Raw genomic sequence first — 21275 nt, 5'->3', positions numbered from 1 at the left:
GCTATCACCCGCCTTGTGGCAACCACCTATGTTTGTAATTGTGTCCTTATTATATCCAGTATTTCACTGGATATCTCTTGTTCCAATGCTTTCTGCAAGCGTTTACCTTTCACCGCCTGGTTAAGACATTCAGAATTGGGGCACAGGTAGGCACCCCGGCCTGATCTTTTACCGGTTGGATCCAGTTCAATATTGCCTTCGGGAGTTCTAACCACACGGATCAAATCTTTTTTATTCCTCATTTCCCGGCAACCTACACACATACGCTGCGGTACTTTACGAACTTTCGCCATCCTGATCCTGCTCCTCTTCCATCTGGCTTTCGCTCTTTATGTCAATCTTCCAACCGGTAAGTTTAGCCGCCAGACGGGCATTTTGACCTTCTTTACCGATCGCCAAAGACAACTGGTAATCCGGTACCACTACCTGAGCCTTTTTTTCTTCTTCGTCGACCGCTACCCAAACCACCTTGGAGGGACTTAAAGCATTGGCAATAAATTTCTCCGGATCTTTGCTATATTTGATTATATCAATTTTCTCCCCATTTAACTCAGTTACAATGTTCTGCACCCTTATCCCCCGAGGTCCGACACAGGCTCCTACGGAATCAATTTTATCATCCAGGGAATGAACCGAGATTTTGGAACGGGCTCCTGCTTCCCGGGCAATAGATTTAATTTCCACTAATCCTTCATATATTTCTGGTACTTCGAGTTCAAACAGTCGTTTTAAAAAATTAGGATGGGATCGGGAAACAAATACGCTGGGGCCTTTGGAACTGTTCTTTACTTCATATATGTAACCTTTGACCCTTTGCCCAACTTCATATCGTTCCGTAGCGATTTGATCTGATGGTAACATAAGACCTTCGGTTCTACCCAGATTGATTATAACGATTTTTGATTCAATACGCTGGATGACACCAGTCACAACTTCGCCTTCACGTTCCGAAAATTCTTCAAAAATCATGCTTCTTTCGGCTTCGCGAAGCTTTTGCACCACTACCTGTTTAGCGGTCTGCGCAGCAATTCTGCCAAAATTGGATGGTGTTATTTCAATATTTATAATATCATCGGTTTTAGCATCGGGATCCAATTCCAAAGCTTCTTCCAGCAATATATCCTGAAACTTATCCTTTACTTCCTCAACCACGCGCTTCTGACCATAAACCTGGAATTCCCCGGTTATTTCATTCAATTCTACGCTTACGTTTTGAGACGTCCCATAGTTCTTTTTATAGGCAGTGTTTAAGGCAGTTCTGATTGCATCAATCAGAGCTTCTTTGGGTATGCCTCTTTCTTTTTCCAATTCCACCAATGCCTGCATAAGTTCGTTAGACATTGCACTTCCTCCTTATATCTCTGGATGTAAGCGGATCTGGGAAATTATGTTTCTGGGTATGGATCTGCTATTACCGTCTATTTCAATTTTTAAAACGTCATTACTTGTATCAAGTAGTATGCCCACGAATGTTTTTTGTCCATCCAGCGGTTTTAGTGTTTTGATCCTGATCCTTTCGCCCTGGTGTTTTATAAAATCTTTATCCCTTTTGAGCAGTCGGTCGATCCCAGGTGATGATACTTCCAGGTGGTCGTAATCTATATTATCCTGATCAATTATATCCTGGACAGCCCTGGTAGCAATGGTACAGGTGTTTAGATCAACCCCTTCATCCCGGTCAATATAAATCCTTAGCATTTGATCGCCGTGCTCCTTTTTGTACTCTACTTCAAGTAATTCAATGCCTTTTTCCTGAAGTATATCGCTGATAAGGTACTCAATCCGCCTGGCTATAGATTTTGCCATTCGCTGCACCTCCGATTTGTAAATCTTTAAGATATTACAATAGAAAGAGTGGGCGCTTACCCACTCTTTTTCGGCAATATTAGTTCGCTACAATAAGAGTATAACACACAGATAATAATATATACAAGTTAATGCAGGTTTTTAACGGAGGTTTATGCAAAAAGGCTCATCTGACTCTTTTCAGGTAAGTCGGCGAAACAGTTCTCCCGACGCAATAATTCCATGGCACTTTTGTTCAGCCGGGTGCGTACCTGGAATTCTTCCACGGAAATAAACGGCCCTTTCCGGCGTCCTTCTATTATTCCCTGGGCAGCGGCCGCACCAATATTCGGCAGGGCCGAAAAAGGCAACAGCAAGCCGTTGCCTGCTACCTTAAATTTATGGGCATCGGATGAATAAATATCCACCGGCTTAAAATGATATCCGCGGGCATACATTTCCAAGGCAACTTCTAAGATGCTGACTATTTTTTTATCTTTGGCCGGTGCGGTATGACCCATTTTATCAATCTCCTTGATTTTTTGACGTACCGGCTCATAACCGCCCAGGATAGTCTCGGCATCAAAATCTTCCGCTCGGATGCCGAAGAAGGAGGCATAAAATTCCAGGGGATAGTAGACCTTAAACCAGGCAATACGAAAGGCCATGGTAACATAGGCAACCGCATGGGCTTTTGGGAACATATACTTTATCTTTTGACAGGAATCCACATACCAATTAGGTACCTGGTTATCAAGCATTAAACCTGCTTCTGTTTCAGTTAAGCCTTTGCCCTTGCGGACGTTTTCCATAATTTTAAAGGACTGTTTTTTATCCAAACCCTTATTAATCAGATAGGTCATTATATCATCCCGGGTACAGATCACTTCATTTAGGGTTGCAACCCGGTCTTCGATTAAAGTCTGAGCGTTATTAAGCCAGACATCCGTACCATGTGACAGGCCGCTAATACGTACCAGCCCGGAAAAGGTATCCGGCCGGGTTACCTCAAGCATCTGGCGTACAAAGCGGGTGCCGAATTCCGGTATTCCGAAAGTCCCGACCGATGAATCAATATCCTCGGGTTTTACCCCCAGGGGTTCAACCCCGGAAAAAATTCGCATGGTTTCTTTTTCGGACAGGCTTATACTATGAGCCTTCACCCCGGTTAGATCTTCTAGTTCTTTAATAACCGTGGGATCGTCATGGCCCAGAATATCCAATTTGACCAATTGGTCACCGATGGCATGATATTCAAAATGGGTGGTTATGACGCCGGAATCCTTGTTGTCGGCGGGATGCTGCAAAGGTGTGAATTCCAGAATATCATGATCCCTAGGAACCACAATAAGCCCTCCCGGATGCTGCCCCGTGGTTCTCCTAACCCCGGTAATACCTCGGGCCAGACGGCTGACTTCGGAGTTTTTGAGCTGAAGTTCTTTTTCTTCGGCATATTTTTTCACAAATCCAAAAGCGGTTTTTTCGGCAACCGTTGAAATAGTTCCGGCCCGAAAGACATTTTCACTACCGAACAACTCTTCCACATATTGATGAGCCCGGCTCTGGTAATCACCCGAAAAATTCAGATCGATGTCCGGAGTTTTGTCACCGTCAAAACCTAAAAAAGTTTCAAAGGGGATGTTAAAACCGTCTTTAGATAAATCGGCTCCGCAGTTGGGGCAGGCCTTGTCTTCCAAATCCACCCCGGAGCCAACTTCTCCAGCAGTGAAAAATTCGCTGTAATGACAATTTTTACAAAGGTAATGGGGAGCCAAGGCATTGACCTCGGTGATCCCGGTAAAAAAAGCAACCAAGGATGAGCCTACCGATCCCCGGGAACCCACCAGGTAGCCATCCTCATTGGATTTTTTGACCAGCTTATGGGCAATTAAATACAATACCGAAAACCCATGGTTAGTAATTGAATCCAATTCCCTTTGAATCCTTTCTTCGACCAAGGCAGGCAGGTTTTCCCCGTAGCGGTTATGGGCATTTTGCCAGGTCAATTCTATAATCTCCTGTTCGGCACTGTCTATTTTAGGTGGATAGAAACCATCGGGCACCGGTTGTAATTCTTCCACCAGATTGGCTATCAAAGCGGTGTTTTCAACAACTACCCGGTAGGCCGTTTCTTCACCAAGATAAGCAAAATCGGCCAGCATCTCCGCTGTAGTCTTGAAATAGAGGGGAGCCTGGTTCTCTGCATCATCATAACCCTGCCCGGATTGGATAATGGTTCGGAAAATATCATGATGGGGTTCCAAAAAATGGACGTCCCCAGTGGCAACCACCGGTTTGCCATGCTTTTCTCCCAGGGCGATGATCCGGCGGTTAATGTCCTCCAAGTGGGCAATCGAATCTACCCGCCCCTCTTTGACTAAAAACTGGTTGTTGTCCAAGGGCTGGATTTCCAGATAATCGTAAAAATCCACGATGGTGTCCAGTATATCTTCATCGGCTCCGTTTAAAATTGCCCGGTACAACTCCCCGGCCTCGCAGGCCGTTCCCAGTAGTATTCCCTCGCGATAAGTTTCAATATCAGCCCTTAACATACGGGGCTTACGATAGAAATGCTCCATATAGGAGAGACTTACGAGTTTGTAGAGATTCCTCAAACCCACCCGGTTACGGGCCAGAAGGATAATATGATGTGATTTCCCTCTTTTATCTGTATCGACCAGGTAACCCTCTACCCCATAGATGATTTTAGGTTTATGGCCTTTTAAACTTTGAACTGCCTCAAAGGCCGCCGGAAAGGCCTGGGTGGAGCCGTGATCGGTTATCGCAATTGCAGGATGACCCCAATCAGACGCCCTTTTTATCAGTTCCTTGACTTCAGTTAGTCCATCCATGGCACTCATTTTGGTATGCAGATGCAATTCGATCCTTTTTTCAGCGCTTTCTTCCTGGCGTGGTATATTCGGCAGGGTTGTATAAGCATCCATAAACATGGCAGGTTCTTTTAAAAAGGGATCATAACGCACCCCGCCCTTTACCTTGATACGATCTCCTATATTAATCTGATCTTGTTCATTGGCATCCAGGAAGGATTTGACCACAATTGTATCAGAAAAATCGGTCAAATAATAACTGATTACCAGCCGTCCGTCCCTGAGAAGGGTACTTTCCTTGTGCCATATCTCGCCTGCGGTGACCGCAGTTTTTAGTCCTTCCTGCAATTCATTAACCGCCAGGGAGGGGGAATTGATGATCTGTTCCCGGGGCTTTTTGTCGCGCTGGGAAGCATACTTCTTCTTAACCCCTGATTCGATCCGGGGTGCTATGGTTTCAACCTCCTGACGTTGAATAAATATGGTTTTTTCGTGAGGTAACTGTAGCTGTTCCTGACATAAAACCCTGATTAACACCCGCAAGCGGTATTCTTGCCAAAACCAGTCGGCCAGTTTGGGACAAACCTCCTGGTCCAAAATCAGCTGATAATGTCTGGCACTTTCGGCGATGAGATCTATACGGTTAGGGGCTAGCTGGCAGCGGGGCAGTTCTCCGGATTTTGGCCAATCGAGGTCGGCGAAAAACCGGGAGCATATATCATCATGGCGAGTTGCCAAAATACTGTTTAGACTTTCGATATCGTTATTAAGACGTAAAATAAGGTCAACCTGCTCCAAAAAGGTATGGCGGTTTTTTAAGGCTTGTTCAGTCGCCAGAATAACGGCAGCCGGAATAGGTTCAGACAAGCGTATGTATAATTTCCACCAGTTGTTCAGGCTAAAGACTTCGACTTTTTCTATATAGCTTGCTCCCCAGGCTTCAGCCAGTCCAGGCTCAACCTTGTCGGCCAAAAAGGCAGGAAAAGAAATGCTCATGGTAACCTCCGTACATCAAATCTAATTCAGGCGGTCAATATGATGCAGGCCTTTGACTCTGGTAAGCATATCCATAACATGCTCAATCGTCACCTCGGCGGGTAATTGCAAAAGTAATTCCACTTCCAACTGATCCTCAAGATCCAGCCGGTTAAGCTCTATGTTTTTTATCAGTACCCCCATATCCCCTAGAATGGAACCAATTACGCCGACTTGCCCGGGCTGATCGTCAACCACCATAACAAGCCCTTTATAAAGACGCATCCCGGTAAATCTTTCTTCGAGTTTGTAAAAATAAATAAGCACAAAGAGAATTAATACGGTGGTGGTTATAGCTGGTATGTACATTCCGGCACCCACAGCCAGACCGATGCAGGCCACCACCCAGAGTCCGGCCGCAGTGGTCAGACCCCTGACGGTTGCCCCTTCTCTCAGAATTGTGCCGGCACCAAGAAAACCAATTCCGCTGACAACCTGAGCGGCGATACGTCCCGGGTCAGCGTTTACCGATTTATAGAACTGATAGTACATGTCGATGGACACCACCATCGCCAGGGCAGAACCGACACAAACCAGGGTATAGGTGCGAAAACCCGCCGGGCGGTTAAGGCTTTCCCTTTCCAGCCCAATCAACCCTCCCAGGATGCAAGCCAGAGTCAGTTTAAAAACGATTTCAAAAGTCTGCATGAATCACTCACCTGCAAGTAAATTATCCCGTCCTTAGGGAGAAGAGGAGTAGCCCCTTATAACACTGATTCAACGTATATAAACAGATTTACCCTTTTAAAAAGATGTGTATGAGGTAGAGGGCAAATCAAAAACAACGACTATCTTGTTCACTTCGTTATTATTATTGGGTATAGATGACGGCTATGGTTGGTTTAAACGTTCTTTATCGTATCCAGTACATGCTGGACGACGTGATCCATCTCTACCAGTAATATTTCCTCATCCCATCTTTTCTTCACTTCGGCCTTATTTTCCTGCAAGGATTTGGGGCCAATGGTAATTCTAAGCGGGATACCAATTAAATCGGCATCTTTGAATTTTACTCCGGCGCGTTCATCGCGATCATCCAGGATTACTTCCACGCCTTGGTTCAAAAGTTCCTTATACAAGTAATTGGCGGCCTCTACCTGATCGTCTTTTTTATTGTTGACTGGTATGATAATAACCTGATAGGGAGCAATTGCCAGGGGCCAGATGATGCCATCGGCGTCATTTTTCTGTTCAACGGCCGCCGCCAGGGTACGGGAAATTCCTATACCATAACAACCCATAACGATCGCTTGATCCTGTCCGTTTTGGTCACGGTAGGTTGCATCCAGGGCATCGGAATACTTGGTTCCCAGCTTGAATATATGCCCTACTTCAATACCGCGTATGGTATAGAGGGGTTCTCCGCAGACCGGACAGATATCTCCGGCTTCAGCGTTGCGCAGATCCGCAATTATCTCCGGCACAAAGTCCCTGCCCAGGTTAACATTAGTGAAGTGGTAATCATCTTCATTGGCCCCACAGGTGAAATTTTGCAGCCGTTCTGTTTCCAGATCGGCATAGATCGGTACATTCAGGCCTACCGGGCCCAATGAGCCAAATCCAGCTTGACATTTCTCCCGAACAGTCATCTCATCTGCCATAAACAAATCCTGACATTGCAAGACGTTTTTTAATTTAATCTCATTGAGTTCCCGGTCTCCGCGTAATATAACCGCCACTAATTCTCCATCGGCGACATACATCAGGGTCTTGATCTGTTCACTAGCGGGACGGCCGGTAAAATCCACCAAATCCTGAATCGTTCTTTGACCGGGGGTAGATATTTTTATCATTTCCTGCTGATTATTAACCGGCGGTTCTTGCTTTTCCAAACCGCATTCGGCTTTTTCAACATTGGCGGCATAATCACATTTTTGGCAATAAACGATAACCGATTCTCCGCTCTCGGCCAGCACCATAAATTCATGGCTCTCATTCCCGCCAATGGCCCCGCTGTCTGCCTCGACCACTCTATAATCAAGACCTAAACGATCATATATCGCTTTATATGCCTTATACATCTTTTTATAGGAAACATCCAGGCCTGCTTCATCCAGATCAAAGGAATACAGATCCTTCATAATAAATTCCCGACCCCGCATAAGTCCAAAGCGGGGTCTGATCTCATCCCGGTATTTGTTTTGAATTTGATATAACAGCAAAGGCAGATCTCGGTAGGAGTGGACTTCGCCATCAACCAGGGTGGTAATTATCTCTTCGTGGGTAGGCCCCAAGGCAAATCCCCGGTCGTGGCGATCTTTCAATCTGAACATTTCATTACCATACAGCGACCAGCGCCCTGATTTTTCCCAGATTTCCTGCGGCTGGATAATCGGCATCAATATCTCCTGTCCACCGGCTTTATCCATTTCTTCACGCACGATATTTTCTATTTTTTTCAAAACCCGTAGGGCCATGGGCAGATACGTGTAGACACCGGCGCTGGTTTTACGCATGAAACCTGCCCTGAGCAACAACTGGTGACTAATGATCTCGGCCTCACTGGGCACTTCTCGTAATGTCGGAAAAAACAACTGTGACGCCTTCAAAATTCCATCCTCCTTGTTTTTGGCATGTTGACCGTTAATTGCAGCTTATAATTGCCTGCCAATTAAAATCGGCCGCCAAGAAATAAAAAAATTATTTTTCCCTTAACCTGTTAATCTCCTGCAACAGTTCCGGCACCATGTTAGCCTCGGGTACTTTTCTAACTACTTCTCCATGACGAAACATCAGCCCGAAACCTCGTCCGCCCGCCACACCCACATCGGCTTCTCGGGCTTCTCCGGGACCGTTAACGACACAGCCCATTACCGCAACTTTAAGTGGATCAGGTATCGTTCTTATGGCCTGATCAACAGCTTCAGCTACGGGTATCATATTTATCTCACACCGTCCGCAGGTAGGACAGGAGATTAATTCCACTCCCCGGTTGCGCAGCCCCAGGTTACGCAGAATCTCATAGGCGGCCCATACTTCATCGACAGGATTGCCAGTCAGGGAGACCCTGATAGTATCACCTATACCCTCATTGAGCATCATTCCCAGACCCAGGGCCGACTTGATTAAAGCCCGATCCTTAGTACCGGCTTCCGTAATACCAATATGCAACGGATAATCAACCTTGCTGGCCATTAGACGATAAGCCTCCACGCTTAGCATGACTGAAGATGCTTTTAAGGAGATCTTGATATCCTGAAAATACATATCTTCCAAGATCTTTACATTTTCCATAGCACTTTCGACCAGGGCTTCCTTGCAAACGGCTCCATATTTTCTAAGTATCTCCTTATCGAGGGAGCCGGCATTAACACCGATTCGTATGGGTATCTGTTTATCCTGACAGGCCTTGACGACCGTTTGCACCTTTTTCTTGTCACCGATATTGCCTGGATTGATACGCAGGGCATCAGCTCCCCCGGCCAGGCTCTCAAGGGCCAGTCTATAATCAAAATGGATATCGGCTACCAGGGGTATGGATATCCGTCTCTTAATTTTTTTTATAGCCTGAGCGGCTTCCTGATCGATTACAGCTACGCGAGCAATCTCGCAGCCTGCCTCTTCCAAGTCCAGAATCTGCTGAACCGTTGCCTCAACATTACGGGTATCGGTGCTGGTCATCGACTGTACCACAATAGGGTTGTCTCCCCCCACCAGGCAAGAACCAATCTTCACCACCCGAGTTTTTCTGCGCATACACATATACCCCATTTTTAAAAAAGACACATAATGTGCACTAATGACTTTGAAACCCAAAGCGTTATATTATGCAGCCTATATAAGCCGACTGAAGAATCCCCTGGAAGACCAAAGCCCCTTACCCTGCGGCTGCTTCTTAAGTTAATATCAACAATCCGGTTAATCCATAACCTGCAATATCCAAAAAAACAAGACTGAGCTGTCCGATTCTATCTGCCACCGGCTAACCTTTGATAAGTCGCAGGATATCGTTATACGTCACTACTACGATCAAAAGCATCAGGAACATGAAACCTATCCAATGGATAAAGCCTTCTTTTTCTGGATCCATAGGTTTTCTGCGGATGGCTTCCACCATTGCAAATACGATCCGGCTTCCGTCCAGAGCGGGAATAGGGAGCAGATTTAAAATTCCCAGGTTTATACTTAAGAAAGCTGTAAAACTTAATAGATAGACCATTCCGCCTCGTGCAGCATCCCCGATCATGTTGGTTATACCGACTGGCCCGGCCAGATCAGCGGTGGAGGCCGCACCCGTAAATAACATACCCAGACCGCTCAAGAGGGCCACGGTCAACTGATAGGTCTGAACAAACCCCATTTTAACGGCCGTAATAACCCCCACCCGTTCAAAGGTATACTTGTTCACCACACCGATAATAGGTTTGCCGGTGGATTCATTAAGTACCGGGGTCATTACCATGATTTTAGTTTGCTCACCCCGGCTGATTTTAAGTTGCAGAGGTTTATTGGTCGGACTTTTTTGAATTATGGTCATGAATTCATTCCAACTGGCAACGTCCTGACCATTTATGGCCAGGATTTTATCGCCGCTTTTTAATCCCGCTGTATAAGCCGGTTTATCTTTGATAACTTCACCGATAACAGCTTCGTCAATAGGTTTGGTTACACCAATAACCGCAAACGTTATGATGAAGATAATAATGGCTAAAACGAAATTCATTACAGGCCCGGCAAATGCAACCCGCATTTTTTCCAGTGGTGTACGGGTATTAAAACCCTCCGGGTTTTCTGTGTCACCTGGCTCCTCGCCAGCCATCCGCACATATCCTCCCAAAGGAATTAGGCGCAGCGAATATTGAGTACCGTCCCGGGTTGTAGAAAACAGTAGGTAACCAAACCCCAAGCTAAACTCATGCACTGGAATTCCAACGCGCCGGGCAGCAATGAAATGGCCCCACTCATGTACCAGGATCAAAACAGCTATAATTATTAGCGCAATTATTATAGCCAACATAATACCCCCTTTTAAAAACAATCACCAACAGTAGCTGAGATTTAGTAATATTTAATCTGGGCGAATCCTTAAAACTTATGTTATCTGTGTCTATTGCTGCATTAAATGCCGACAATACTCCCGAGCCCATCTGTCCGCCGTCAAAATATCCTCAAGCTGCGGTACATATATATTCTGGTGAGCCAGCATAGTCTGTTCCACCAGTATCGGTATCTGCCGAAAGGCAATCTTTCTATCCAGGAAAGCATGAACAGCCACTTCGTTGGCGGCATTCATAACGGCTGGCATCGTTCCGCCCTGACGTCCGGCGGCGATTGCCAATGCCAAAGCTGGAAAACGCTTTTCATCAGCCGCCGCAAAATGTATACAACCTAATTGGGTGAAATCCAGATGCGCAGCGGGTGATACATAACGGTGCGGGTAGGTCAAGGCATATTGAATAGGTATTCTCATATCCGCCACACCTAAATGAGCCAGAAATGAACCGTCTATTAATTCCACCATGGAATGGATAACGCTCTCTTTTTGTACCAGAACCTGAATTTGATCGTATTCCAAGCCAAACAAATGATGGGCTTCTATAACTTCCAGCCCTTTATTCATCATGGTCGCCGAGTCGATACTAATTTTGGGTCCCATACTCCAATTCGGATGGCTCAAGGCCATTTCCACAGTTACTTCATCCAACTGTTCCTGGCTAAAGTCTCGAAACGGTCCTCCCGAGGCCGTTAACCAAATTTTCTTGACATATGCTTTATCAGCCTGTAAACACTGAAATATAGCTGAATGTTCACTGTCAACCGGGATGATTTCAGATTGATACTCCCAAGCCGCTTGCATGACTAAATCTCCGGCGGCTACCAGGGTTTCCTTGTTGGCCAGGGATATGCGACGCGATTTTTTAATAGCGGCCAGGGTCGGCTCAATCCCAACGGCACCGCTTAGGGCCACTAAAACCGTATCCACATTGTCCAGGGAAGCTAATTCGCACATTCCCTCCAGTCCACACATTACTTGTAGCGTGCTACCAACCATTTCCTGGAATTTTCTATATTCCTTATCATCTCCTAAAGCAACTGCCTGGGGCCGGTATTTTTGCACCTGTTCATACAAAAGATCCAGTTCATCCTTGGCTGCCAAACCCATTACCTGGAATTGATCCGGATGCTGATCAACGACTTCCAGGGCCTGGCGCCCAATAGATCCGGTTGATCCGAGAATAACCAGATGATTAACAGTCTTATTCAATTTTCTTTTTCCTCCAGTCAAAACGAGCAAACAAGCCAGCCCGATACATAGCAATTAAAATTACTACACAAACCGGCCCTAATATCATACCGACTATTCCTCCCAGCTTCAAGCCCACATACAAGGATACCAAGGTAGCTAGGGGGTGCAAGCCGATATTGTCTCCAACGATCTTGGGTTCTAAAAACTGCCTGATAGCGGAAATCGTAATGTAGACCACCAGCAAGGCAATTGCCAAACCGGTTCGACCGGCAATGAATTCCCATAGTATCCAGGGTAAATAAAACGTCCCCGGGCCTAAAACCGGTAATATATCCAGCAAACCAATTATCAAAGCAATGGTTAAGGCATATTTGATCTGCAATATCTTAAGTGCCACCAGGGTAGCTACAAAAGTAATAAAGATTAGTATGCCATATGCTTTCACAAAACCGACAAAAGCATTAAACAATTCCCCTATCACATTACGTCCGGTTGATTGGGCATCGGCAGGTAGAATATGTAACACAAAGCTCCTTAATAATGCCCGGTCTTTGATTATAAAGAAGGTCGCTACCGTAGCAATCATAAGAAAAATCATCAAACCCGGCAGAGCGCTCAAGGCTTCAATCAAACCTTTAATACTGGTGTCCATTAACGACTGCACAGACCCCAGGGCTTTTTGCAGGTTGGTATGCAGCGTTTCCTGAACTTGCGGAGGTAGATCCAAGCGAACATAGTATAAACGCATATTAGTTAAAGTTGACATAAGCATTCCCACGATTTGATCGGAATGTTTTATAGCCATATAATAAAGGGAGGTCATTTGTCTTATGATTACTATGATAAGGGAAGATACAATATAAATAAAACCGCCTATCACTAGAAGCAGACTCACTACAACTGCCGGAACCCTTTTTAAACGCAGTTTTTTTTCGAAGAATCCCACCACTGGTTCTACAATCAGTGCCAGCAACAAGGCCAAAATAAAGGGCATGAATAAAACCGGAATATAGGCCAAAAATCTACCTATTACCGGCAGAACATATGTAAACAGCAAATAAAAGGCTACCAGAGCCATCACGAAAATACTCAATTTAATCAGGATATTAAGGCCTCTTTTTATGTCGGCATCCAATTAATTCACCTCGCTTTTTATTTTATTCATCGCTTGCGAATTTAATGAGGGAGATCCGGTTAAGGGTGATATGGACAATTCGTGATCCTGTACTATAATTTGGCAAACTTTCCCGCAGAACTGCTGATACGTTCGGTATTGGTGTAAACGTCTTGCCATACAAAACTGCCTCTTTTAACTCCCTTAATAAGACCGCTTAGCCTAGGAACGTTACCCAGTAATAAACCACCGGCAGAACCAGCAAAAAACTGTCAAACCGATCCAAGACTCCGCCATGACCAGGAATGATAAACCCGGAATCTTTGACCCTAAAATATCTTTTCATTGCCGAGGCGAACAAATCACCGAATTGGGCTGCAATACCTGCCATCAATCCCAAGCCTATTATTTGATTAATGTTCAGAGGCAGCTTGGGCCAGCCCAGGCAAAAAAGCAAGGCCATGATTACAGTCAATGCCAAGCCACCAATGGAGCCGGCCCAGGTTTTGTTCGGACTTAAATAGGGTGTCAGCTGGCTGTGTCCCCACAGACGACCAAACAAATAACCGCCGATATCAGCAGACCAGGTCAAAACAAAAGTCAAAACCATTACTATAAAGGGCTGGCTAAAACTTAGCATTGCCAACGCAAAGCTCAACATAAATCCGATATAAAAGGCACCAAAAAAGCCCAGAGCCAGATCATCAAATTTGCTCCGGGGATACATCAGCACGCACAATGCAATCATTAAAAACATAGTTGCAAACATTAGGGGCAAACCAAGAGCCGCCAACTGTTCACGGAACATAAGGACGCCCAAAAGGCCGTAAGAAGTTAAAACAAGGGGAGTTAAGCCTGCGGCTTTCATCATATTCAGATATTCATATAATGCTATCATCCCCATCAGGGTAAAAACAATAATCCAGGAAATTTCACCCCAATACAGAAGCCCCAACAATAAAGGAATCCCAATCAAAGCCGTTATTATTCTGGTTTTTAGCATTTTCTAACCATCCTGTCTGTTTAATAGACCGCCGAACTTACGATCCCTTTTCTGATATTCTATGATCGCATCCCGAAGATCTTGAGGGGTAAAATCAGGCCACAAGGTGTTGGTTACTACTAATTCTGCGTAAGCAATCTGCCACAACAAAAAATTGCTTACGCGCATCTCCCCGGCGGTACGTATCAATAAATCTGGATCCGGCATACCACCAGTATACAGTAAACCGGAAAAAATTTCCTCATCAAGGTCAGATACGGCTATTTCCTGGTTTTGTATCTTTAGGGCTAACTTTTTAGCCGCATCTATAATTTCCTGACGCGCCCCGTAATTCAGGGCGATATTAAACCTTAGGCCGTTATTGTTGCTAGTCAGATCGATAGCCTGCTTAATCTCCACTTGACATTCAGGGGGTATGGTTTTATAGTCACCGAACATTTTTATTCTAACATTTTTGGCATGCAATTCATTTATTTCCTTATGTAAAAACTCAATTAACAGCTGCATCAAATAATCAACTTCGCTCTGAGGCCTTTTCCAGTTTTCAGTCGAAAATGCAAAAACCGTCAGTATAGGGATTCCTAACTCATTGCAGGCCTGAACGGTTTTTTTCAGGGAAGCCATGCCAGCTCGATGCCCCATGGTTCGGGGCATAAACCTTTTTTTGGCCCAGCGCCCATTTCCGTCCATTATTATGGCGACATGTTGGGGCAGTCTCTCTATATCCACTATATCTCGAGTTGAGTTTGCCATGCTTACACTTCTCTTTGCTAAAGTAATTTACCCCCGTGCACGCCCCCCCCGACAACAACCAAGCTATAAAACCACACAGCTGGGAGCGGGGTTCGGGTTTAGTCTGATTTTTAAAGTATTTATTTATCTATGCCAGTATAACAAAACCCCCTTGACGGGGGCAATTTTTTAACAAATTTTTATCCAAAAATCCTTTTTAAGTGTAACGGGCTATATAGTATCGGTTAGACCTCCATGATATCCTTTTCTTTGGCTTGTAAAAGCACATCAACATCTTTTATAAACTTATCAGTCACCTTTTGAATACTATCCATTCCCTTTTTACTCTCATCTTCGGGTATCATTTTGTCTTTTTCAGCGGCCTTAATCAGATCATTGGCATCACGGCGAATATTGCGAATGGCCACTTTGGCTTCTTCAGCCCGTTTCTTTACGACCTTGACCAGATCCTTGCGGCGCTCCTCAGTAAGCATAGGTATGGCAAGACGGATGACATTGCCATCATTTGTGGGGGTAATCCCCAGATCGGACTTCATGATCGCCTTCTCGATTTCAGCTATACTTGATTTATCCCAAGGCTGGATTACGAGCAGCCGAGCCTCCGGAACACTAATATTGGCCAGCTGATTGATTGGCGTTGGTTCGCCGTAATAGTTAACCATGACCTTCTCCAGCAAGGCAGGATTAGCACGTCCTGCCCGCAAAGCGGCAAAGTCTCCCGTCAAATGATCAATTGTTTTTTTCATTCTATCTTCAGAATCAGCAATAATATCATTGAGCATGCTCTTGCCTCCCTACATAAGTACCGATATTCTCACCCATTACCGCTTTAAGTATATTACCTTCTTCGGTTAAGTTAAACACTATAATCGGTATTTTATTGTCCATACACAGGGAGGCGGCTGTTGAATCCATTACCGCCAGCCCTTTGTTAAGAACTTCAATGTAATCAAGGTAATTAAACTTTATGGCATCCGGATTGTTTATAGGATCAGAGTCATATACTCCATCTACTTTCTTGGCCATAAGAATTACCTCGGCCTCAATTTCAGCTGAACGCAAAGCTGCAGTAGTGTCGGTGGAAAAATACGGATTACCGGTTCCGGCTGCGAAGATTACCACCCGACCTTTTTCCAGGTGACGAATAGCCCGGCGGCGAATATAGGGTTCACAGATCTCTTTCATCTCAATCGCCGACATAACCCGGGTATCCATGCCGATATTCTCCAGTGCATCCTGTAATGCCAAGGCGTTTATTACTGTAGCCAGCATACCCATATAATCGGCAGTCGCCCGATCCATACCTCTTTGGCTGCCGGCTACACCACGCCAAATATTTCCCCCACCAACCACTATGGCTACTTGGGTACCTTTACCGACAATTTCAATAATCTGTCTGGCGATAGATGAAATGGTGGTGTGTTCAATACCGTACCCTTTATCACCAGCCAGGGCTTCCCCACTAAGCTTTAAAACTACACGCTTATATTTGGGTTTTTGCAAGTGGAAGACCTCCCAAATCGTTTTCAAATCTGCGGGTTATTACGATTTAATCTGCGACATAACCTCGGCAGCGAAATCAGTTGCTTCTTTTTCGATTCCTTCTCCTACTTCAAAACGAGCAAATCTTCTAACCGATATGTTCTCACCAATTCTGGCAACGGTTTCATGGATCATAGTCTCAACACTCTTGTCAGGATCTTTAATATAGGGCTGTTCCAATAGGCAATGTTCTTTAAAATATTTATCAATACGCCCTTCTACCATTTTTTCAATCACTTTCTCCGGCTTGCCTTCTTCCAGAGCCTGTGCCTTTAGCACCTCACGTTCCCTTTCCAGAATTTCCGCCGGTACCTGTTGCCGGCTAACGTAATCAGGATTGGAGGCCGCAACCTGCATGGCTATATCATAGGCCAGTTGTTTGAAATCATCAGTCTTGGCAACAAAATCCGTTTCACAGTTAACTTCAACTAAAACACCAATCCGTCCGCCGCCGTGAATATATGATATAACGACCCCTTCACTGGCAGTGCGGCCAGCTTTTTTAGCTGCTTTGGCCAGCCCTTTGGTTCTTAATTCATCAATGGCTTTTTCAATATCTCCCTCGGTAGCCACCAAAGCCTTTTTGCAATCCATCATGCCAGCACCGGTTCTCTCTCGCAATTCTTTAACCATTCCAGCAGTAATATCCATAATATCAAACCTCCTAAACGCTTATCATTAATCTTTGACTCTTTAGTAATAAAATAGACGCAGGTACACGGCTACCTTAAATTAAGTAGGAACGAAATTCAAATCTGTAGTACCTGAAGGGTGCTACCTTGATCATAAACGAAGTTCATATCAGTATTGCCTGAAGGGGGATCAGTCAAATTAATAAATTACTATATGCGGCATCAGCAAATATACTTGAAAAACCGGTAATTTGTGCAGGAGCTTTAGCATAAGTTACCGGGCAATATTCCGCAACGGTAACTTAATTATGAACGAAGTCGGTATCGGAATTACCCGATGGGTTCTGATTTAGCTTTCTAAATTTCGTAACCCGGCTACTATTTTCACAGGCTGTTGTAATCTCTGGACCAGGATGGTTAATACAAAAAATGGGGTGTACAGGAAAACCTATTCACCCCTTTGGTCTCAACTTATTCGGCAGCAACCTGTTCTCCTTGACGGCCTTCCAATACAGCATCGGCAATTTTAGCCGAAATTAATTTAACGGCTCTGATCGCGTCATCATTACCGGGAATAACATAGTCAATTTCATCCGGATCACAATTGGTGTCAACTATCGCTACCACCGGGATATTAAGCTTGCGAGCCTCAGCCACCGCTATCCGCTCTTTGCGGGGATCGACTACAAAAATGGCACCCGGCAACTTATCCATATCCTTGATACCGCCCAAAAATCTTTCCAATCTTTCGGCTTCATTTCTTAGCTTGGCTACTTCTTTTTTGGTCAGAACTTCAAAGGTTCCATCTGTTTCCATTTTTTCAAGCTCTTTAAGACGCATCACTCTGTCTTTGATGGTCTTGTAGTTGGTCAGCATCCCGCCCAGCCAGCGCTGGTTAACATAGTACATATCGCAGCGAATAGCTTCTTCCTTAACGGTTTCCTGGGCCTGTTTTTTGGTTCCTACAAACAAAACCCCTTTGCCTTCGGCTGCGACCTCCTTAATAAAAGCATAGGCTTCGTCAAATTTCTTTACGGTCTGTTGCAGGTCAATAATGTAGATACCATTTCTCTCCATGTAAATGTAGGTATCCATTTTCGGGTTCCATCTTCTGGTTTGATGTCCAAAGTGAACACCTGCTTCAAGCAGTTGTTTCATGGTAATCACTGACATCAAAATACCTCCTTTTTCGTTTTATTCCTCCGTTGTATCATCCCGGCGGGAGACCTTTAAGCACAATCCCGACCGATCCAGCAACGTGTGTAATCACCACTGCATAATATATCACAAATACCTAGACCTTGGCAAGATTTGAACAATTTTAATTAAAATAGACCTGTATTAATTAGTCACTATTTTTTGTTTGTTTAACACTGCGGTCTTAATTCCAATTGGAAGGGAGCACCAGTAGACGCGGCAGGGAGGAAAATATACACATATAACAAAGCAACCTTAACTATAAACATAAAGTGTAGTTCATAGTTAAGGTTGCTAACAAGAAAATAAACGTTGTTCGGTTTTATAGTAATAAAAAAATCAGTGTAAATCCGTACGATCTGTGTTATCTGTGTCTATACCCCGGTCTTGTCGTTCATATAGCGGACTGTTTTTTCTGGGCCAGTTTTAGAATCAGGCTTACCTCTCCTTGGCCTTTGTCCAGGAGTTTGGCTATCTCCCTTATCGAATAGCCTTTTTCATGCAGCATATTGACTGCAATGTATGGGTGAGCCGCCTGAATACTGGTTAAACTGAAATCAGCAACGTTATCTATAAACTGACTGTCTTTATCTGGAGTCACCCGAATATCACAATTATCCATCTGGCAGGTGTCTATAAAAATATCCTCCCTGCTAACAGCATCACCGGCCAAAAAATCTAAAACCATACCGGTACTGATGGATTCCAAGGGCAACGGGCGACTGACAGCCAGCTTCTCGTCTAGTCCGCCGGAAACATTACTGCCCGGGTAGTCAAGATGTTTTTTAATAAGATCCACTTGTTTTTCATCCAGTATGTTCATATGGCTTTTAGCCTTGATATCAAGATCCCTAAGAATTAGCAGCAGCTCTTTGCTTGTAATACCCAGGTCTTGGGCTAATTCGTAGACCCGGGTTTTCTTCTGCTTAATAGGTGATAATCCCGGATCAGGTGAAAAGGTGTCGGCTCTAACTGCAGCAACTGCCTGTCCGGCTATATTTTCTTCAGGGGATAAATTCCCGGCTTTAAAATCAGGGTTATTAGTCACGCTGATTTTATCCTCCAAACCGTTAACGATCGTTGTAGATATCCCCACCGCTTCCTGCATAATATCTTCCAATTCCTGGCGAACACTGAGGGCTTCATTAACGGCCTCATTTATTTCCTGTGAACACCGGATCATAAGATTATTCTGCCTGCTGATACTGATTAAAGCCGCAGCCAGCAGCAAAATTGCCAATGATATGAAAAAAGAGGTAATTGCCGTTCACCAACTTTCAAGCTAGTATATCCAAATTAGTTCCGCGATGTGGATCTAATTGCTGATCTTCTTCTTTATTCTCTTTTTTAGTACTATTTCCTTTTTTATTTTTATCGTTTGGGGGATTTTTTTCTTTGTCCTGTTTCTTATAGACCTGCTTCCCTTCACTAGCCTGGGTTTTATTTACGGTATGGGTATTTTTATTGGTATCTTGCAGGATATTACTGCTTATTTCCTGCTGCCGCAGATTATTTCCTTGATTCTGGATCTGCTGAATCTTGGCTACATCGCCTGTTTTCTGTACAAGTACCTGCATATCCATGGTTCTAATGCTCATATTTGACCCCCCATCCTAAGAAGTCTTTTGATAACAGCAGTTAGACTGGGCAGGAAGTAAGTTAACTGGGCAAATATTTGTTTTTCAAAATCCAACCCGTCTATAATCATGTCAAGGAAGTTAACCTCACTTCCTCGTCTTCAAGGATAAACTGGGCAAATCTGGTGGTATCATTAATTGCATAGACAGATGAACCGATGCTAATTTTAACACCTGGATAGGCTACTTCCAGCGCCCTTACTCGAGCAGTACTGACCCGCTGAAATCCTTCCTCCAGGATTTTGAGCCTGGCTTCCTTTTCTCCTAATTCCTGCCTAACCTTTTTGTATTCATCCAGCATCGCAATTATCGTAAGCCTTTTCCTTTCCGGCATATCCTGTGGATTAATACCTCCCCGTTGGTATATCTGCAAATTATTGCTCAAATTATCGAGATGTTTTTTGGTTTCATTCCTGGATTTTACTAATTTTTGGTATTCTTCGCGGTGATAAGGATTCACACCCACTTCAATAATGGTTTGGGTAGCCAACTGCGAACCGATAATCTTTGCTTCCACTGTATGGGAGGCTTGAATAACTCCTCCAACTATAGTGGCCTTGCGGTCACTAACCATTACGTTGCCGCCTGCCCGAACGAAGGATTGCATAATCGCTTCTCTGATAAGGATATCCTGGCCGGCTTCCAGTTTCGAATTTTCAACAAAACGAGCCGAAATATTTTGCCCCGCCTTGACAAGCCCCTTGTAACTTGATTTTATTCCGCCTTTAACTTGAATATTGCCTTCGGCTATAACCTCAGCACCCTCGATAAATCCGGTGATTTCGATATCTCCGGCAGCTTTGACGGTAAAGCCGCTCATGACACTGCCGCGTATTATAACATTACCTACAAAATCAATATTGCCGGAGGAATAATCGACATCCCCGTTCAATTCAAAAACAGGCTGCACCTGCAGTTTACGATCCACCATGGTGATATGTCCGTCAATAACGGAATACAGTTTGGTATTGTCTTCATTACAAACGGTGTTTTTACCCCGCGGAAGCGGAAAATCCCTGCCATTGCGCGGCATTAGTTCTTTGCCCAGGACATTCGTTCCTTTGATGCCAGGCAGGGGAGGAATTCTCTCGGCTAATACTTCTCCCTTTTTTACATTATGTACGAGTCCCAATTCCCGATAATCAACGTTACCCTTGTCATCTTCCCGGGGAGCCAGCTTTTTATCGGAAGCAAAATATTTCAGGTTTAAGATGGCATCTTTTCCATCTATAGCCGGCACACCCTGGGCAACAAGCACTTTGCGGCCCCAGTTTTCTTCCAAAAGCGCTTTTTTTATCTGGCTTTCATCAATTCCAAACACTACTTTGGCTTCATGGAGGGCAGCTTTAGCTTTTTCCAGGTCACAGGGGATTCCTTCCCCGGTGGGGGGGCTAATCTCCACATAGGCTTTCATTTTATCCTTGTCCAGGTAAATATAGGCACTTCCATCAGAACTTACAATGTTGGTGCTTTCAGTTGGGTTCTCATTATTGTTGCTTTCCGCTGGATTGTCTTTATTTATTTCTGCCACACATACCCCTCCCTTGGTAAAATGAGTC

General features: G+C 44.5%; 19 protein-coding genes. All 19 read right to left on the bottom strand.

Annotated features, from left to right (window positions below; genetic code table 11):
- Positions 1-26: 26 nt before the first annotated feature.
- A complete protein-coding gene (gene rnpM, locus AAV90_RS07890) occupies positions 27-293 on the bottom strand; it encodes an RNase P modulator RnpM (protein WP_046497453.1) in 267 nt (88 codons plus the stop codon).
- Entirely contained in the window at positions 277-1341 is a 1065-nt protein-coding gene (gene nusA, locus AAV90_RS07885; RefSeq protein WP_046497451.1) for a transcription termination factor NusA, read from the bottom strand. The genes rnpM and nusA overlap by 17 nt, the downstream gene beginning before the upstream one ends.
- Positions 1342-1353: 12 nt before the next feature.
- Positions 1354-1806, bottom strand: a complete 453-nt coding sequence (locus AAV90_RS07880; RefSeq protein WP_046497449.1) for a ribosome maturation factor RimP — start codon at positions 1804-1806, stop codon at positions 1354-1356.
- Positions 1807-1958: 152 nt separating this feature from the next.
- Positions 1959-5612 carry a PolC-type DNA polymerase III gene (locus AAV90_RS07875; protein ID WP_052729675.1) on the bottom strand — a complete coding sequence of 1218 codons (3654 nt, stop codon included), beginning with the start codon at positions 5610-5612 and terminating at the stop codon, positions 1959-1961.
- 21 nt (positions 5613-5633) lie between these two features.
- Positions 5634-6299, bottom strand: coding sequence for an MgtC/SapB family protein (locus tag AAV90_RS07870; RefSeq protein WP_046497447.1), 666 nt, complete (start codon positions 6297-6299; stop codon positions 5634-5636).
- Between the two features lie 194 nt (positions 6300-6493).
- Entirely contained in the window at positions 6494-8200 is a 1707-nt protein-coding gene (locus tag AAV90_RS07865; RefSeq protein WP_046497445.1) for a proline--tRNA ligase, read from the bottom strand.
- A 91-nt stretch (positions 8201-8291) separates the two neighbouring features.
- A complete protein-coding gene (gene ispG / locus AAV90_RS07860) occupies positions 8292-9347 on the bottom strand; it encodes a flavodoxin-dependent (E)-4-hydroxy-3-methylbut-2-enyl-diphosphate synthase (protein ID WP_046497444.1) in 1056 nt (351 codons plus the stop codon).
- Between the two features lie 226 nt (positions 9348-9573).
- A complete protein-coding gene (rseP, locus tag AAV90_RS07855) occupies positions 9574-10608 on the bottom strand; it encodes an RIP metalloprotease RseP (RefSeq protein WP_046497443.1) in 1035 nt (344 codons plus the stop codon).
- A gap of 90 nt (positions 10609-10698) precedes the next feature.
- Positions 10699-11856, bottom strand: coding sequence for a 1-deoxy-D-xylulose-5-phosphate reductoisomerase (gene dxr / locus AAV90_RS07850; protein WP_084691515.1), 1158 nt, complete (start codon positions 11854-11856; stop codon positions 10699-10701).
- Positions 11849-12973 carry a sporulation integral membrane protein YtvI gene (ytvI, locus tag AAV90_RS07845; RefSeq protein ID WP_052729674.1) on the bottom strand — a complete coding sequence of 375 codons (1125 nt, stop codon included), beginning with the start codon at positions 12971-12973 and terminating at the stop codon, positions 11849-11851. The genes dxr and ytvI overlap by 8 nt, the downstream gene beginning before the upstream one ends.
- A gap of 196 nt (positions 12974-13169) precedes the next feature.
- Positions 13170-13955 carry a phosphatidate cytidylyltransferase gene (locus AAV90_RS14095; protein ID WP_052729673.1) on the bottom strand — a complete coding sequence of 262 codons (786 nt, stop codon included), beginning with the start codon at positions 13953-13955 and terminating at the stop codon, positions 13170-13172.
- Between the two features lie 3 nt (positions 13956-13958).
- Complete coding sequence (locus AAV90_RS07835) at positions 13959-14708, bottom strand: isoprenyl transferase (protein ID WP_046497441.1); 750 nt, start codon at positions 14706-14708, stop codon at positions 13959-13961.
- 224 nt (positions 14709-14932) lie between these two features.
- Positions 14933-15490 (bottom strand): ribosome recycling factor, encoded by a 558-nt coding sequence (frr, locus tag AAV90_RS07830; protein ID WP_046497439.1) that lies wholly within the window; start codon positions 15488-15490, stop codon positions 14933-14935.
- Complete coding sequence (pyrH, locus tag AAV90_RS07825) at positions 15480-16211, bottom strand: UMP kinase (RefSeq protein ID WP_046497437.1); 732 nt, start codon at positions 16209-16211, stop codon at positions 15480-15482. Before pyrH ends, frr begins: the two co-directional genes overlap by 11 nt.
- A gap of 39 nt (positions 16212-16250) precedes the next feature.
- Positions 16251-16901: a translation elongation factor Ts gene (gene tsf, locus AAV90_RS07820; protein ID WP_423229771.1), complete on the bottom strand. Its 651-nt coding sequence runs from the start codon at positions 16899-16901 to the stop codon at positions 16251-16253.
- A gap of 452 nt (positions 16902-17353) precedes the next feature.
- Positions 17354-18055, bottom strand: coding sequence for a 30S ribosomal protein S2 (gene rpsB, locus AAV90_RS07815; protein WP_046497434.1), 702 nt, complete (start codon positions 18053-18055; stop codon positions 17354-17356).
- Between the two features lie 418 nt (positions 18056-18473).
- Positions 18474-19262: a translation initiation factor IF-2 N-terminal domain-containing protein gene (locus AAV90_RS07810; RefSeq protein ID WP_198142836.1), complete on the bottom strand. Its 789-nt coding sequence runs from the start codon at positions 19260-19262 to the stop codon at positions 18474-18476.
- A 94-nt stretch (positions 19263-19356) separates the two neighbouring features.
- Positions 19357-19677, bottom strand: a complete 321-nt coding sequence (locus AAV90_RS07805) for a hypothetical protein (RefSeq protein WP_046497431.1) — start codon at positions 19675-19677, stop codon at positions 19357-19359.
- Positions 19678-19783: 106 nt separating this feature from the next.
- Complete coding sequence (locus AAV90_RS07800; protein WP_052729672.1) at positions 19784-21247, bottom strand: DUF342 domain-containing protein; 1464 nt, start codon at positions 21245-21247, stop codon at positions 19784-19786.
- Positions 21248-21275: the final 28 nt, after the last annotated feature.

Origin of the sequence: Syntrophomonas zehnderi OL-4 (assembly GCF_000983115.1) — a bacterium.
In the GTDB taxonomy this organism is placed as follows: domain Bacteria; phylum Bacillota; class Syntrophomonadia; order Syntrophomonadales; family Syntrophomonadaceae; genus Syntrophomonas_B; species Syntrophomonas_B zehnderi.
This window is presented reverse-complemented; position numbering and strand designations above follow the sequence as displayed.

Excerpts from the sequence above, each read along its gene's own strand:
- rnpM (WP_046497453.1), bottom strand. The coding sequence starts at position 293 with ATGGCGAAAGTTCGTAAAGTACCGCAGCGTATGTGTGTAGGTTGCCGG.
- nusA (WP_046497451.1), bottom strand. The coding sequence starts at position 1,341 with ATGTCTAACGAACTTATGCAGGCATTGGTGGAATTGGAAAAAGAAAGA.
- AAV90_RS07880 (WP_046497449.1), bottom strand. The coding sequence starts at position 1,806 with ATGGCAAAATCTATAGCCAGGCGGATTGAGTACCTTATCAGCGATATA.
- AAV90_RS07875 (WP_052729675.1), bottom strand. The coding sequence starts at position 5,612 with ATGAGCATTTCTTTTCCTGCCTTTTTGGCCGACAAGGTTGAGCCTGGA.
- AAV90_RS07870 (WP_046497447.1), bottom strand. The coding sequence starts at position 6,299 with ATGCAGACTTTTGAAATCGTTTTTAAACTGACTCTGGCTTGCATCCTG.
- ispG (WP_046497444.1), bottom strand. The coding sequence starts at position 9,347 with ATGCGCAGAAAAACTCGGGTGGTGAAGATTGGTTCTTGCCTGGTGGGG.
- rseP (WP_046497443.1), bottom strand. The coding sequence starts at position 10,608 with ATGTTGGCTATAATAATTGCGCTAATAATTATAGCTGTTTTGATCCTG.
- AAV90_RS14095 (WP_052729673.1), bottom strand. The coding sequence starts at position 13,955 with ATGCTAAAAACCAGAATAATAACGGCTTTGATTGGGATTCCTTTATTG.
- AAV90_RS07835 (WP_046497441.1), bottom strand. The coding sequence starts at position 14,708 with ATGGCAAACTCAACTCGAGATATAGTGGATATAGAGAGACTGCCCCAA.
- frr (WP_046497439.1), bottom strand. The coding sequence starts at position 15,490 with ATGCTCAATGATATTATTGCTGATTCTGAAGATAGAATGAAAAAAACA.
- tsf (WP_423229771.1), bottom strand. The coding sequence starts at position 16,901 with ATGGATATTACTGCTGGAATGGTTAAAGAATTGCGAGAGAGAACCGGT.
- rpsB (WP_046497434.1), bottom strand. The coding sequence starts at position 18,055 with ATGTCAGTGATTACCATGAAACAACTGCTTGAAGCAGGTGTTCACTTT.
- AAV90_RS07810 (WP_198142836.1), bottom strand. The coding sequence starts at position 19,262 with ATGATCCGGTGTTCACAGGAAATAAATGAGGCCGTTAATGAAGCCCTC.
- AAV90_RS07805 (WP_046497431.1), bottom strand. The coding sequence starts at position 19,677 with ATGAGCATTAGAACCATGGATATGCAGGTACTTGTACAGAAAACAGGC.